Consider the following 14,601-nt stretch of genomic DNA (forward strand, 5'->3'; position numbering starts at 1 on the left):
ATATCAGACGGCGCCGTGGGCCTCGATATAGAGCGCATAGAGCGAATGGCTGCTCGCCATGTAGAGGCGGTTGCCCTTCGGACCGCCGAAGGCGAGGTTGGCGCAGCGCTCCGGCAGGCGGATGAAGCCGATCGGCTTGCCCTGCGGGTTGAACACCATCACGCCGTCGAGGTTTTCCGACCGGCCCTTCAGCCTGTGCGCCCTGCGCCCGCTCACCTCCTCGGGTTCGGCCTCGAGGGCGCCGTTGCTGCCGTAGCCGCACCAGAGGTTGCCGTCCCGGTCGACCTTGAAGCCGTCGAGCGCCCCGAAATCCGCGGCGTCCACCAGCTTCGTCTTGTTCGATACCGTCCCCTCGGCCGAGACGTCATAGCTCCAGATGCTGCGGTTGGGCGTGCCCTTCCATTCCACCACATAGAGCTTCTTCTCATCCGGCGAGAAGGCGAGCCCGTTGGGGTTGACGAGGTCGGTGATCACCGCGCCGAGCGTGCCGTCGCCGGCGATGCGATAAACGTTGGTCGTCGCCTGCTCCGGCTGGGCGCGCTCGCCCTCGTAATTGCCGTTGATGCCGAACAGGGGATCGGTGAACCAGATGGTGCCGTCGGATTTGACGACGACGTCGTTCGGCGCGTTGAGCCGCTTGCCGTTGAAACGGTCGGCGAGCACCGTGATCGCGCCGTTCTTCTCGGTGCGCACGACGCGGCGCGTCAGCGAATGCTCGCAGGTGATGAGGCGCCCTTCGCGGTCGCGGGTGTTGCCGTTGGCGAAATTGGCCGGCTCGCGGAAGACGGTGAAGCTGCCGTCCGCCTCGTCATATTTCATGATGCGGTTGTTGGGGATGTCGGAGACGAGCAGATAACCCCCGTCCGGGAAATAGGCCGGCCCCTCGGCCCAGCGCATGCCGGTGGCGACTTGCTCTACCGTGCTGGCGTAGACGCGGTATTTCGCGAAGCTCGGATCGAGGATCTCGACGGCGGGATCGGGATAGCGCTGGTTGGGCGTGAAGGGGAAGGACTGGGCCGCTGCCTTGCCGGCCGCGACCACGAGCCCCGCGCTTCCCATCGACAGAAGCCTTCGACGTGACACCTTCATGCGCATTCCCTCCCACTTTCTCGTTGTGAAGAGTTGCAGCCCCGATGCGAACGTCAGGCTTCGGCAGCGGCGGCCATCCGGGCCCGCCGTGCGCCGGCGCGGGCGATCGCGACCGATGCCGTCACGGAGGCGAGGATCAGGACCCACAGCAGCATCGCGATCCAGCTCTTGGTGAAGAAGATCGTCAGCGTGCCGAAGGATTCGAGGCTCTTGACGAAATAGACCTCTGCCGACGGGCCGAGAATGAAGCCGATGACGAAGGGCGCCATGTCGAGCCGCAGCTTGTAGATCAGCCAGCCGAAGACGCCGAAGGCCAGCATGGTCCACACGTCGAACATCACGCCGCTGTTGATGGTGTAGGCCCCGACCACGCACATCATGAGGATGATGGGCAGGAGCAGGTACTTGGGCACCATCACCACCCGCGCGATGGGCCGGATGGCGAAGAGCATGACGAGGACCATGCACAGGTTGGCGAACAGCATGGCGATGACGATGGCCTGCCATACGCCCGGATTGTCGCCGATGAAGAGCGGCCCCACCTGGATGCCCTGCAAGGTGAAAGCGCCGATCAGGATGGCCGTCGTCGCATCTCCCGGAATGCCCAACGACAGGAGCGGGATGAGCGCCCCGCCGGTGAGGCCGTTATTGGCGCTCTCGGAGGCGATGATGCCGCTCGGAGCGCCCTTGCCGAAGGCATCCGGCTCCTTGCGGTTGAAGGTCTTCTCCTGGCTGTAGGCGAGGATCGAGGCCGCGCTGCCGCCGATGCCGGGCAGGAGACCGACGAAGGTGCCGATGGCGGAGGAGCGCAGGAGGTTCACCCACTGGCCACGGAAGACCGAGAGGCGGAACGGCTTGCCTGAGGCGAGCAGCAGCTTCTTCGTCGCCGCGTCCTCGCGCACACCGTGCTCGGCCTCGATCAGCACGGCCGTGAGGCCGAAGACGCCGATGAGGACCGGCAGCAGCGAGAAGCCGCTCTCGAGCCAGGTTTCCAGGAAGCCGGGCACCAGCCGGATGTCGCCGTTGCCGCCGTTGTTGATGTCGTAGACGCCGACGAGGCTGACGAACATGCCGAGCACGCCGCTGAACAGGCCCGTCAGCATGCCGCTGCCGAGCGCCGCCAGCAGCGTCAGGGCAAGCAGGATGATGAGGAACTTCTCGACGAAGGAGAACTTGATGGCGAAGTCGGCGAGCGGCGGCGCGAAGAGATAGAGCACCACGAGGCTGAACAGCCCGCCGAAGAGGGAGGCGCAGATGCCGATCTTCAGCGCCCGCTCGCCTTCGCCCCTGCGCGCCATCGGATAGCCGTCGAAGGTGGTGGCGATGGAGGAGGGGGTGCCGGGAATGTTGAGCAGCACCGCCGGCACGAGCCCGCCGGAAATGCCGCCGACGTAGAGGCCGAGAAGGAAGGCAAGGCCGGTGCCCAGCCCCATCGAATAGGTCAGCGGCAGGCAGACGGCCACTGCCATGGTCGCCGTCAGCCCGGGGATGGCGCCGAAGAAGATGCCGATCACCGTGCCGGCGGCGACCAGCCCGAAGAAGGCAGGCGAGATGAGCGCGAGGACATCCATGGCAGATCCCGGTCAGGGCAGGGAGACGTCGAACAGGCGGAAGAGGACGAGCCAGGCGACGAGCGGCGCCAGCACCGCGACGACGGCGGCGAGCATGAGATGCCGCCGGCTGCGCTCGTGCAGGTAGAGCACCGACATGGCGAACAGGAACGGCATGGAGGCGCTCAGGAAGCCGAAGCCGCGGTTGGGCCAGCGCCAGCCGATCTCGTTCATGGCGAGGAAATAGACCGCCGTCAACACCAGGGTGCCGAAGAAGCGCAGCCCGTCCATGTCGGTTGGCCAGCCGATGCCGCCGGCGAGCGCGGCGCGGATCTCATGGCGCCGGGCGACGGCGAGTACGGCCCCCAGGAGGACGAGCAGCGTGCCGATGATGGTCGGAAAGACGAGATGCGACGTCGAAAAGTCGATGGTCACATCGAGCAGGGACGGAGCTGACATGGCATTCCCCGACGATAGCGGCTCCCGGCCGCCCGCCTGGGCGCGCCGGGGCTCGGTAGCGGACCGGGCTCAGTTCTTGGCAGCGATGGCCTCGATCACCTGCCGATAGTTGCCGTCCTTGGTCTTGAGATAGGCCGCCGCCTCCTGCGAGGGCAGGAAATGCGGAATGAAGAACGAGCTCTTCAGGGTCTTCTGGATGTCACCCTTGGCGTAGATGGCGGCGAGCGCTTCGTCGATGGCCTTCACCATCTCGTCCGGCATGTCCTTGTTGTAGAGAAGGAAGAAATCCTTGTCGAAGACGAAGTCCTGCTGGCCGTCGAGGGTAACGCGCATCGCCGGGGTGACGTATTGCAGCAACTGCTCGCGGCTCGTCTGGCCGAAGCCCGCCTCCGGCGCCTCCTCGATGATCTCGCGGCTTGCCGTGAGCCAGAGGAAGCGCATGGCCTTCTGGTCGTCGTCCGGCAGGCGCGTGAACTGCTCGTTGGCCTGAACCGAGCCGTTGATGACCTCCACCTGGCCGTCGAAGAGCTGCTGGTTCTTGTCCGCCTGAGAGCCGCTGTTGACCGCGACGATATTGGCCTCGGACCCCGGCTTGGCGAGGCGGGCGGCGTTCTTCAGGGCCGAATAGCCGATCTCGGAGACGCCGCCGGCCTGGATGCCGACGCGGATGCGGGTGCCGTCCGCCGCCGCCTTCAGGAGATCGTCCACGCTCTGGTAGGGCGACTGCTTCGGCACCAGATAGGCGTTGCCGGGATTGACCGACACGACCGGGCCGACCTTGTAGGCGCTGAAGATGTCGGAAAAGCCGCGCACACCATAGAGATGGCTGAGGTAGGACTGGTCATGGTGGAACATGATCGTCGTGCCGCGCGGGTCACGCCCTACCGCCTTGAAGGCTTCGGAGATGCCCACCGCATCCACCTTCACCTTGATGCCGAGATGCGCCGACAGCGCCTCGGCGATGATGGAGGCATTCTGGTAGGTGTCGCCGCTGACGGCATTGGAGCCGATCACCATGCGGATCGCATTGGGCAGCGGCTGCGCCCCGGCGGATAGCGGCATGAGGCTCGCGGCGGCAAGGCCGCCAACGAGGCCGAGCATGGAAAATTGACGCCTGTTCACGGGTTTCCTCCCTCCATCAGAAGCGTGTGACGATGAGCGGCCGCTCTCTGTGCGGCATATCTGTTCTTGCTGTTATGAATGCGCTTCCATTCAACCTTTCCCACATCCCTCGTGGAGTGTCAACACTCACGGCACCAAAGCTATAGGTGGAGGATTCGGCGGCAAAGTTGGTCGCCGCTTCCGTTTGACAGGCGAATATGAATGCGCATACATGACCAGACAATATGCGACTGACGGGAGGCGATCGGTCATGGCGAATGGGCGGAGGAAATCGGCTGAAGAGCTGCGCAGCGCGCGCTGGTTCGCGCCGGACGATCTGCGCAGCTTCGGCCACCGCTCGCGGCTGATGCAGATGGGGCTCGGCCCCGAGGACTGGGAGGGGAGGCCGATCATCGGCATCCTCAACACCTGGTCGGAGATGAACCCCTGCCATGCCCATTTCCGCTCGCGCGCCGAGGATGTGAAGCGCGGCGTGCACCAGCGGGGCGGCCTGCCGGTCGAACTGCCGGCCCTGTCGCTCGACGAATCCTACACCAAGCCCACCTCGATGCTTTACCGCAACCTCCTCGCCATCGAGACGGAGGAGCAGATCCGCTCCCATCCCCTCGACGGCGTGGTGCTGATGGGCGGCTGCGACAAGACCACGCCCGGCCTCGTGATGGGCGCGCTGTCCGCCGGTGTGCCGATGATCTTCCTGCCGGCGGGCCCGATGCTGCGCGGCAACCACGCCGGCAAGGTCCTCGGTTCAGGCTCAGACGCGTGGAAATACTGGGACGAGCGACGGGCCGGGAACATCGGGCCGGAGGAATGGCTCGGCATCGAGGGCGGCATCGCCCGTTCCTACGGCCATTGCATGACCATGGGCACGGCCTCGACGATGACGGCGATCGCCGAGGCGATGGGGCTTTGCCTGCCAGGCGCGTCCTCCATTCCGGCCCCTGATTCCGGCCACATCCGCATGGCGACGGAATGCGGGCGGCGCATCGTCGACATGGTGTGGGAGGATCTGACGCCGGACAGGATCGTCACGCCAGCTGCCGTCCGCAATGCCGCGGTGGTCGCCATGGCGATGGGCTGCTCCACCAATGCCGTCGTCCACCTGATCGCCATGGCGCGGCGCGCGCGCGTGGACTTCGGCCTCGACGACCTCGACGCGCTCGGCCGCACGACGCCGCTCATCGCCAATGTCCGGCCGGCGGGCAAGGACTACCTCATGGAGGACTTCTATTACGCCGGCGGCCTGCGGGCCCTCATGCACGAGCTCGGCGACAGGCTCGACCGCGATGCCGTCACCGTCAGCGGCAAGAGGCTGGGCGAGACGCTGGAGGGAGCCAAGGTCTACAACAGCGATGTCATCCGCCCGCTGTCGAACCCTGTCTATCACGAGGGCTCGCTCGCCGTGCTGCGCGGCAACCTCTGCCCGGACGGCGCCGTCATCAAGCCGGCCGCCTGCGACCCGCGCTTTGAGCGGCACGAGGGGCCGGCGCTGGTCTTCGACAGCTATCCCGAGATGAAGAAGGCGGTCGAGGACGAGAACCTCGACGTCACCCCCGATCATGTCCTGGTGCTGAGGAATGCGGGTCCGCTCGGCGGGCCGGGCTTTCCCGAATGGGGCATGCTGCCCATCCCCAAGGCGCTCATCAAGCAGGGCCACCGGGACATGCTGCGCATCTCCGACGCCCGCATGTCCGGCACCTCCTATGGGGCGTGCATCCTTCATGTCGCGCCCGAATCCTTCGTCGGCGGGCCGCTCGCGCTGCTGCAGACCGGGGACATCGTCCGCCTCGACCTTCCCGCCCGCCGTCTCGACATGTTGGTCGGCGAGGAGGAGCTTGCCCGCCGCCGGGCGGCGTGGGTACAGCCGCAGCCGCGCTACGGGCGGGGCTATGGCTGGATGTTCTCCCGCCACGTCACGCAGGCGAACGAAGGCTGCGATTTCGACTATCTTGCCGCCGAATTCGGCCCGGCCGCCGGCGAGCCGGACATCTACTGACGATTTGACGATGACGAGCGTGGGCGCCGGCCGGAACCGCGCCTGTCGCCGACGAAGAGGGTAGGGACCATGGACACCAGCCACGCGCAACTGCGCCAAGCATTGACCGGCATTTCCGGCATCCTCGTCACGCCCTTCGATGCGGATGGCGAACTGGCGCCGACGCGGCAGAAGCCCCTCGTCGACCGGGCGCTCGCCGCCGGCGTGCACATTCCGGTCGCCAACGGCAACACGGGCGAGTTCTACGCCCTGACGGTAGAGGAGGCGGAGGTCATGGTCCGCGCCGCCGCCGAGCACGTGGACGGACGCGCGCCGCTCCTGGCGGGCATCGGGCGCGGCATCAAGGATGCCTGCCGCCTGGCCAGGGCCTCGGCCGCCGCCGGAGCGGCGGCGCTGATGATCCATCAGCCGCCGGATCCCTTCGTCGCGCCGCGCGGCATCGCGGATTACGTCGAGCGCGTGCGCGACGCGGCCGGCGGCCTGCCGCTCGTGCTCTACCTGCGCAACGATGCCATCGGCACCGGCGCCATCGCGCGGCTCTGCGCCATCGAGGGCGTCGTCGGCGTCAAATGGGCAACGCCCAACCCGCAGAAGCTCGCCGAGGCGATTGCCGCCTCGCCCGAGCACATCGTCTGGGTCGGCGGGCTCGCGGAGGTGTGGGCGCCGGCCTTCTATGCCGTCGGCGCGCGTGGCTTCACCTCGGGTCTCATCAACGTCTGGCCGGAGCGCTCCGTGGCCATCCACGCGGCGCTGGAGGCCGGCGACTATGCTGGGGCGAGACGGCTGATCGCCGGCATGAAGGCCTTCGAGGACATCAGGGCCGAGGAGATGAGCGGCGCCAACGTCACCGGCGTCAAGGCCGCGCTGCAGCTCATCGGCCGCGACTGCGGCGCCACTCGTCCGCCATCGGCCTGGCCGCTTACCGAAAGCCAGAGCGCGGCGCTCGCGGCCTTCCTGCGCGCGAACGGGCTTCTGGCCTGACAGGGCGCGCCCGGCGATCCAGCGTTCAGACGATGCCGCCGCCGCCCGAGGCGACGGCCGGGCGCTCCTCGGCCACCCTGCGACGATAGCCGCTCGCCCGATAGGCGGCGATCGGATCGATGGCGCCGCCGGTCCGGCGCCGCGCCTCGGCCAAGATGGGCTCGACGTCGGTGCGGAAGGCGGCCTTCAGCATCTCGGAAGCCATCAGCGCGTCGTTGTCCTCCTGGAATGCATCAAGGGCGGCCCGGTCGACGATCAGCGCCTGGGCATAAGCGCGCCGGATCTCATTGGCGCTGCGCATCAGGCTCTCGATCGGGTCGGTGACATTGTGCGACTGGTCGATCATGTGCGCCGGGGCGAAGCCCTCGGTGCGCCGCTCCTCCGCATCGACCAGCTCGTTGAAGACGAGGAAGAGCCGGAACGGATCGATGGAGCCCGTGTCGAGGTCGTCGTCGCCGTATTTTGAATCGTTGAAGTGGAAGCCGCCGAGCTTCCCGAACTGGATGAGACGGGCGACGATCATCTCGATGTTGACGTTCGGCGCATGGTGCCCGAGGTCGACGAGGCAGAAGGCCTTCTCGCCGAGCTCCGTGGCGATGAGGTAGTTGGTGCCCCAGTCCTGCACGACCGTTGAATAGAAGGCCGGCTCGTACATCTTGTGCTCGGTGAAGAGCCGCCAGTCCGCCGGCAGGTGGCCATAAATCGCCTTCATGGAATCGAGATAGCGCTCGAAGCTCCGGGTGAAATGCGACTGGCCCGGGAAGTTGGAGCCGTCGCCGATCCACACTGTCAGCGCCTTGGAGTCGAGCGCGCGCCCGATCTCGATGCATTCGATATTGTGCTCGACCGCCTGCCGCCGCGTCGCCGCGTCGGTATGGCTGAGAGAGCCGAACTTGTAGCTCTTCTCCTGCCCCGGCACGTCGGAGAAGGTGTTGGAGTTCATCGCATCGAAACCGAGACCCAGCGCATCCGCATGGGCCTTGAGGCGGCGCGGATCATCCACCTTGTCCCACGGGATGTGCAGGGAGACGGTCGGCGTGGCGCGCGTCAGCTGATGGATGACGGCGCAGTCGTCGAGCTTGTCGAAGATGCCGCGCGGCTCGCCGGGACCGGGAAAACGGGCAAAGCGCGTGCCGCCGGTGCCGACGCCCCAGGAAGGCACGGCGACGTGGAACCGGGCGACCTTCTGCGTGATGGCCTCGATGTCGATGCCGCCGCGGGCGAGCTTTTCGCCGAGCGCCGCGTAATCGGCCTTCAGCGCAGCGGCGCGTCGTTCATTGTCGGCGGCGACCACGTCGGCCGCGATGCGCTGTTCCGTCATGATGTCCTCCCGCGCGTCCTTTTTAGAAAGATGTTGCGGCCGATCTGGGATGGCGACCACCCCCTCTCCCCGCAAGCGGGGAGAGGGGGTTACGGCGTCTGCCGTTGGTGCCACCGTTTTCGATCGTTGTCTCACCGCGTGAACGACGTGGCGTTGCCCGCATCCACGTTGATGATGTTGCCCGTCGACTTCGCCGAGGCGTCGGATGCGAGGAAGTAGATCGCCTCGGCGATGTCCTCGGGGAAGACGTTGAGCTTCAGGAGCGAGCGCTTGCGATAGTGCTCCTCCAGTTCGTCCGCGGCGAGGTTGGAGGAGGCGGCGCGCTGCTCGCGCCATTCGCCCGACCAGATCTTGGAGCCGCGCAGCACCGCATCCGGATTGACGGTGTTGACGCGGATGCCGGCCTCCGCCCCCTCGAGCGCGAGGCAGCGGGCGAGGTGGATCTCGGCCGCCTTCGCCGTGCAATAGGCCGCGGCATTGGGGGAGGAGGCGAGGCCGTTCTTCGACGCGACGAAGACGACGTTGCCGCCGAGCCCCTGGCGGCGGAAGAGGCGGAAGGCTTCGCGCGAGACGAGGAAATAGCCCGTCGCCAGGATGTCGATGTTGCGGTTCCACATGGCAAGGTCCGTCTCCTCCACCGGGGCGGAGGAGGCGATGCCGGCATTCGAGACGAGGATGTCGACGCCACCGAATTCGATGCAGGCGCTGCGGAAGGCGGCGATCACCTCCTCCTCGCGGGTGACGTCCAGCGTCACGCCGCGCACGGCATCGCGGCTGAAGCGGCCGGCAAACTCCTCGACCGTCGCGTTCAGACCTGCCGCGTCGATATCCGCGAGCACGATCGAGGCGCCTTCGCCGGCGAGGCGCTCGGCCGTGGCGCGGCCGATGCCGCCGGCGCCCCCGGTGATGAAGGCGACGCGGCCGGCGAGGCTCTTGGGCTTGGGCATGCGCTGGAGCTTCGCTTCCTCCAGCAGCCAGTATTCGATGTCGAAGGCCTCCTGCTCCGGCAGGCCCTGGTACTCGGATACGGCCGAGGCGCCGCGCATGACATTGATGGCGTTGACGTAGAACTCGCCGGCGATGCGGGCGGTCGCCTTGTCGCGCGCGAAGGACAGCATGCCGACGCCGGGCACGAGGAAGACCACCGGGTTGGGATCGCGCACCTTCGGGCTGTCCGGCCGCTTGCAGGCCTCGTAATAGCGCGTGTAGTCGGCGCGATAGGCCTCGAGCGCGGCGTCGAGCTTGGCGACGACGGCGTCGATGTCGGGCGCCCGCGGATCGAAATCGAGCACCAGCGGGCGGATCTTGGTGCGCAAAAAATGGTCCGGGCAGCTCGTGCCGAGCGCGGCGAGGGGCTTCAGGGCGGCGGAATTGACGAAGTCGAGCACCGCCTCCTGATCGTCGAAATGGCCGAGCTTGCGCTCCCCCTTGCCGATGCGCCCGCGGATCTCGGGCATCAGCCGCGCCGCGATCGCCCGCCGCTCGGCCGGCGGCAGGCTCGTGGTGACCATGCCGCCGAAGGCGGGCTGGCCCGCCGTCCTCTCGGCGAACCAGGCGATGGCCTTGTTGATGATGCGGAGCGTGAGTTCGTAGGCGTCCTTCGCCGTATCCGCCCATGTGAAGAGGCCGTGGCTTTCGAGCACGACGCCCTTGGCGCGCGGGTTGGCGCGGGCGAAGGCCTCGAGGTCGAGGCCGAGCTGGAAGCCCGGGCGCCGCCACGGCAGCCAGCCGATTTCCTCGCCGAAGATCTCCTGCGTCAGGGCGCGCGAGTTCTTCGATGCGGCGATGGCGATGATCGCGTCCGGATGCATGTGGTCGACGTGCCGGTAGGGCAGGAAGCCGTGCAGCGGCGTGTCGATGGAGGCGGCGCGCGGGTTGAGGTTGAAGGTGGCGTGCGGCAGGAGGCCGACCATGCGGTCCTCGTCCTCGATGTCCTTGTAGAGGTCCTTCAGCGCCGTGAGCTTGTCGAGATAGAGCGTGGCGAAACCGTCGCGCTTCATGGTGCCGACGTCGCCGCCGGACCCCTTGACCCACAGCACCTCGATCTTTTCGCCCGTCAGCGGGTCCGTCTCCATCACCTTGGCCGAGGTGTTGCCGCCGCCGTAGTTGGTGATCCGCTTGTCGGCGCCGAGCAGGTTGGAGCGGTAGAGCAGCAGCCCCGGCTCGTCGAGGCCGGCCGCCGCGGCATCGTCCCAGAGGTTGTCCAGCAGCTTCGTCTTCGGTGCGATGTCCACGGGGGTCCTCGTGCCTTCTCGGGGGTGGGCGAACGGCCTCGAAATTCGGGCGGAAGCATCGGCACGCCCCCCGGCCTTGTCAACCAGATTCGATCATAAACGATCATGAACAATCATATTGCAGCGCAACAAGATCGATTGTGATTGACGCTAGCTCGAAAATGGTTGAGCCTCGCCTCCGGCTTGCGCGAAGCTGAATGGTCTTCGATCGTTCCCGTCCCTTTTCGCGCAGCTCCATGAGGCACTATGCACGAACGTGAGAGGCACCGGATCATTCTGAGCGCGGTTCAGGAGAAGCCGGTGGCGACCATCCAGGATCTCGTCGAGCTCACCTCCGCCTCGGAGGCGACGATCCGCCGCGACATCGCGGCGCTGCATGTGCAGGGCCGCTTGAGGCGCGTGCGCGGCGGGGCGGAAGCGCTCAATCCGGCGCATATCGGCAGCCTCGCGGCCAAGCCCTTCCGCGTATCCGAGGGCGAGCACCTGGCGCAGAAGCGGGCGATCGCCCGCGAGGCCGTGGCGCTGTGCACAGACGGCGACCCCATCATCCTCAACGGCGGCACCACCACCTTCCAGATGGTGCATTATCTGACGAGCCGGCGCCTGCAGGTCTTCACCAATTCCTTCGCCATCGCGGAGCATCTGGTGAAGCACTCGAAGAACCAGGTGACCTTGCCGGGCGGGGCGATCTACCGCGACCAGAGCATCATCCTGTCGCCCTTCGACAATGACGTGACGCGCAACTTCTATGCCCGGCGCATGTTCATGGGCGCGCAGGGCGTCGGGCCGATCGGCGTCATGGAGCGGGACGCGCTCATCATCCAGGCCGAGCAGAAGCTGATCAACCAGGCGGACGAGCTGGTGCTGATGGTCGATTCGAGCAAGTTCTCGCGCCGCTCCAGCCTCATCCTCTGCCCGCTCGAGCGCGTCTCGACGCTGATCACAGACGACGGCATCCCGGATGCCGCCCGCGCGATGATCGAGGATGCGGGCATCAGGCTCATCGTCGCCGCAACGACGGCGGCGGAACAGGCGGTGGAACCCTCGTCGGCGGCGTGACGCCGGCGAAACAACAAGGGCCAATGGGAGGATAACGATGAAATTGTTCGCCAGACTCGCCCTCGGCACGGCGTTCGGGCTCGCCCTCGTCACGGGTGCGGCCAGCGCCGAGACGGTCAAGATCGGCCTCGTGGTCAAGTCCCTCGGCAACGGCTTCTTCGAGGCCGCCAACAAGGGCGCGCAGGAAGCGGCCAAGGAGCTCGGCGACGTCGAGGTGATCTACACCGGGCCGACGAGCACGACCGCCGAGGGCCAGATCGAGGTGATCAATGCCCTCATCGCCCAGAAGGTCGACGCCATCGCCGTCTCGGCCAACGATCCCGACGCCGTCGTGCCGGCGCTGAAGAAGGCCATGCAGCGCGGCATCAAGGTCATCTCCTGGGATTCGGCGGTCGGCAAGGACGGGCGCATCCTGCACCTCAATCCGTCCTCCAACGAGCTCATCGGCAACATGTGCCTGAAGCTCGCCGCCGCGCATCTGCCGGACGGCAAGGGCGACTTCGCCATTCTCTCGGCCACCACCACCTCGACGAACCAGAACACCTGGATCGCCGAGATGAAGAAGCAACTGCCGAAATATCCGGGCCTCAACCTCGTCACCACGGTCTATGGCGACGACCTCGCCGACAAGAGCTACCGCGAGGCGCAGGGCCTCCTCTCCACCCATCCCAACGTCAAGGTCATCGTCGCCCCGACGACGGTCGGCGTGCTCGCCGCCTCGCAGGCCGTGAAGGACGCCGGCAAGATCGGCGAGGTCTTCGTCACCGGTCTCGGCCTGCCGTCCGAGATGGCCGGCGCCGTGCATTCCGGCGCGACGAAGGAATTCGCCATCTGGAACCCGATCGACCTCGGCTATTCGGCGACGCAGCTCGCCTACCGCCTCGTGAAGAAGGAAAGCGACGGCAAGCCGGGCTCCGAGATCGACGCCGGCCGCATGGGCAAGATCAAGATCGGCGCCGACGGCGAGGCCGCCATGGCCGACCCCTTCGTCTACGACAAGAGCAACGTCGACGCGTTCGCCAAGATCTTCTGATCGGGCGGGGCTGAGGCTCCGGCAGGCCGAAGCCGTAGCCGGTCGGAACCCTCTCCCCGCACGCGGGGAGAGGAGCTGGCCACCGGCGCTCCATTTGCTCCTCTGATCACGCATTACGCGGCAGGACTGTCCATGTCGGTCGTTCAAGTGGTCGCCGAGCCGGCCCATCCCCTCCTGGAGATGCGCGGCATCTCGAAGTCCTTCCCGGGCGTCAAGGCGCTCGACGGGGTCGATGTCGCTCTTTGCGCCGGCACCGTCACCGCGCTCATCGGGGAGAACGGCGCCGGCAAGTCGACGCTGGTCAAGGTTCTCACCGGCATCTACCAGCCGGACGCCGGCGACATCCTCATCGACGGGGCGCCCGTCCGCCTTGCCGATGCCCAGGCCGCGATGCGCGCGGGCATCACCGCCATCCACCAGGAGACGGTGCTGTTCGACGAACTGACGGTAGCCGAGAACATCTTTCTCGGCCACGCGCCGAAGACACGCCTCGGCCTCGTCGACTGGGCGGCGATGCGGGCGCGGGCCGGGGCGCTGCTGCACTCCATCGACGCGCCGATCAGCCCCTATGCGCGGCTGAAGGACCTCTCCATCGCCCAGCGCCATCTCGTCGCCATCGCGCGGGCGCTCTCCGTCGAGGCGCGGGTCGTCATCATGGACGAGCCGACGGCGGCGCTCTCCTACAAGGAGGTGGAGGACCTTTTCCGCATCATCGAGCGGCTGAAGGGGCAGGGAAAGGCGATCCTCTTCATCAGCCACAAGTTCGAGGAGGTCTACGAGATCGCGGAGCGCTTCGTCGTCTTTCGCGACGGCCGCTCGGTCGGCGCGGGGCGTCTCGCCGAGACGGGCCAGGACGAGATCGTGCGCATGATGGTCGGCCGGTCGGTCGAGCACGTCTTCCCGAAGGTGGAGGTCGCCATCGGCGGGCCGGTGCTCGAGGTTGCGGGCTATTCGCACCCGACCGAATTCGCCGACATCTCCTTCACGCTGAGGCGTGGCGAGATCCTCGGCCTCTACGGCCTCGTCGGCGCCGGGCGCTCCGAGTTCTGCCAGGCGCTGTTCGGCATCACCCGCCCGAGCGCCGGGCGCCTCGCGCTGGAGGGCAGGGCGCTCACCGTCCGCTCGCCGCAGGATGCGATCGCAGCCGGCATCGTCTACGTGCCGGAGGAGCGCGGGCGGCACGGGGCCGTGCTGCCGATGCCGATCTTCCAGAACGTCTCCATGGCCGTGCTCGGCCGGACGACGCGGGCGGGCTTCCTGCGCCTCGCCGAGGAATTCGCGCTCGCCCGCCGCTATGCCGAGCGGCTCGACCTGCGCGCGGCGGCGCTGTCCGTGCCGGTCGGCACGCTGTCGGGCGGCAACCAGCAGAAGGTCGTCATCGCCAAGTGGCTGGCGACATTGCCGAAGGTCATCATCCTCGACGAGCCGACGAAGGGCATCGACATCGGCTCCAAGGCTGCCGTGCATGCCTTCATGAGCGAGCTCGCGGCCGAGGGCCTGTCGGTGATCATGGTCTCGTCGGAACTGCCCGAGATCCTCGGCATGTCGGACCGGGTGATGGTGATGCGCGAGGGCCGCCTGACGGGCATCTGGGAGCGCGACGGGCTCGACGCCGAGACCCTGGTGCGCGCCGCAACGGGCAATGCGTGAGGGCAAGACAGCCATGACTGAGACGGGCCAGCTCAAACATCTCCGCCGTCATGGCCGCGCTTGTCGCGGGCATCCACGCCTCGCCGGCTACGCGACATCAACGGCGTGGA

The 14,601-nt window shown here is 67.1% G+C and carries 11 protein-coding genes; 5 read left to right on the forward strand and 6 right to left on the reverse strand.

Annotated elements, in window-relative coordinates:
- Positions 1–3: 3 nt before the first annotated feature.
- The 4 genes from AL346_RS18225 to AL346_RS18240 all read right to left on the reverse strand — a co-directional run bounded on the left by AL346_RS18225 (position 4) and on the right by AL346_RS18240 (position 4,220).
- Positions 4–1,089, reverse strand: coding sequence for an SMP-30/gluconolactonase/LRE family protein (locus tag AL346_RS18225; RefSeq protein ID WP_026015305.1), 1,086 nt, complete (start codon positions 1,087–1,089; stop codon positions 4–6).
- 53 nt (positions 1,090–1,142) lie between these two features.
- Positions 1,143–2,660, reverse strand: coding sequence for a tripartite tricarboxylate transporter permease (locus AL346_RS18230; protein ID WP_019403168.1), 1,518 nt, complete (start codon positions 2,658–2,660; stop codon positions 1,143–1,145).
- A gap of 12 nt (positions 2,661–2,672) precedes the next feature.
- The gene (locus AL346_RS18235) at positions 2,673–3,098 is read right to left on the reverse strand and encodes a tripartite tricarboxylate transporter TctB family protein (RefSeq protein ID WP_019403169.1); all 426 of its coding nucleotides are present in this window, start codon (positions 3,096–3,098) and stop codon (positions 2,673–2,675) included.
- A 69-nt stretch (positions 3,099–3,167) separates the two neighbouring features.
- A complete protein-coding gene (locus AL346_RS18240; RefSeq protein ID WP_197286577.1) occupies positions 3,168–4,220 on the reverse strand; it encodes an ABC transporter substrate-binding protein in 1,053 nt (350 codons plus the stop codon).
- Between the two features lie 250 nt (positions 4,221–4,470).
- Here AL346_RS18240 and araD point away from each other — a divergent pair, with 250 nt between their 5' ends.
- On the forward strand, positions 4,471–6,213 hold the full coding sequence (araD, locus tag AL346_RS18245) for an L-arabinonate dehydratase (protein WP_019403171.1): 1,743 nt from the start codon (positions 4,471–4,473) through the stop codon (positions 6,211–6,213).
- Positions 6,214–6,282: 69 nt separating this feature from the next.
- A complete protein-coding gene (locus AL346_RS18250; protein WP_053193934.1) occupies positions 6,283–7,194 on the forward strand; it encodes a dihydrodipicolinate synthase family protein in 912 nt (303 codons plus the stop codon).
- A gap of 25 nt (positions 7,195–7,219) precedes the next feature.
- Here the strand turns inward: AL346_RS18250 and rhaI are convergent, their stop codons facing one another.
- Both rhaI and AL346_RS18260 read right to left on the reverse strand, forming a co-directional pair.
- A complete protein-coding gene (gene rhaI / locus AL346_RS18255; RefSeq protein WP_019403173.1) occupies positions 7,220–8,515 on the reverse strand; it encodes an L-rhamnose catabolism isomerase in 1,296 nt (431 codons plus the stop codon).
- Positions 8,516–8,646: 131 nt separating this feature from the next.
- On the reverse strand, positions 8,647–10,743 hold the full coding sequence (locus tag AL346_RS18260) for a bifunctional rhamnulose-1-phosphate aldolase/short-chain dehydrogenase (RefSeq protein ID WP_053194088.1): 2,097 nt from the start codon (positions 10,741–10,743) through the stop codon (positions 8,647–8,649).
- A 252-nt stretch (positions 10,744–10,995) separates the two neighbouring features.
- On the opposite strand from AL346_RS18260, the gene AL346_RS18265 reads away from it, so the two are divergent.
- From AL346_RS18265 to AL346_RS18275, 3 genes are all read left to right on the forward strand, one after another.
- Positions 10,996–11,808, forward strand: coding sequence for a DeoR/GlpR family DNA-binding transcription regulator (locus tag AL346_RS18265; RefSeq protein ID WP_019404178.1), 813 nt, complete (start codon positions 10,996–10,998; stop codon positions 11,806–11,808).
- 37 nt (positions 11,809–11,845) lie between these two features.
- Positions 11,846–12,841, forward strand: coding sequence for a rhamnose ABC transporter substrate-binding protein (gene rhaS / locus AL346_RS18270; RefSeq protein WP_019404177.1), 996 nt, complete (start codon positions 11,846–11,848; stop codon positions 12,839–12,841).
- Between the two features lie 132 nt (positions 12,842–12,973).
- Positions 12,974–14,491 (forward strand): sugar ABC transporter ATP-binding protein, encoded by a 1,518-nt coding sequence (locus AL346_RS18275; protein WP_019404176.1) that lies wholly within the window; start codon positions 12,974–12,976, stop codon positions 14,489–14,491.
- The last annotated feature ends 110 nt before the right edge of the window (positions 14,492–14,601 follow it).

This window comes from Chelatococcus sp. CO-6, assembly GCF_001271345.1.
Lineage (GTDB): Bacteria > Pseudomonadota > Alphaproteobacteria > Rhizobiales > Beijerinckiaceae > Chelatococcus_A > Chelatococcus_A caeni.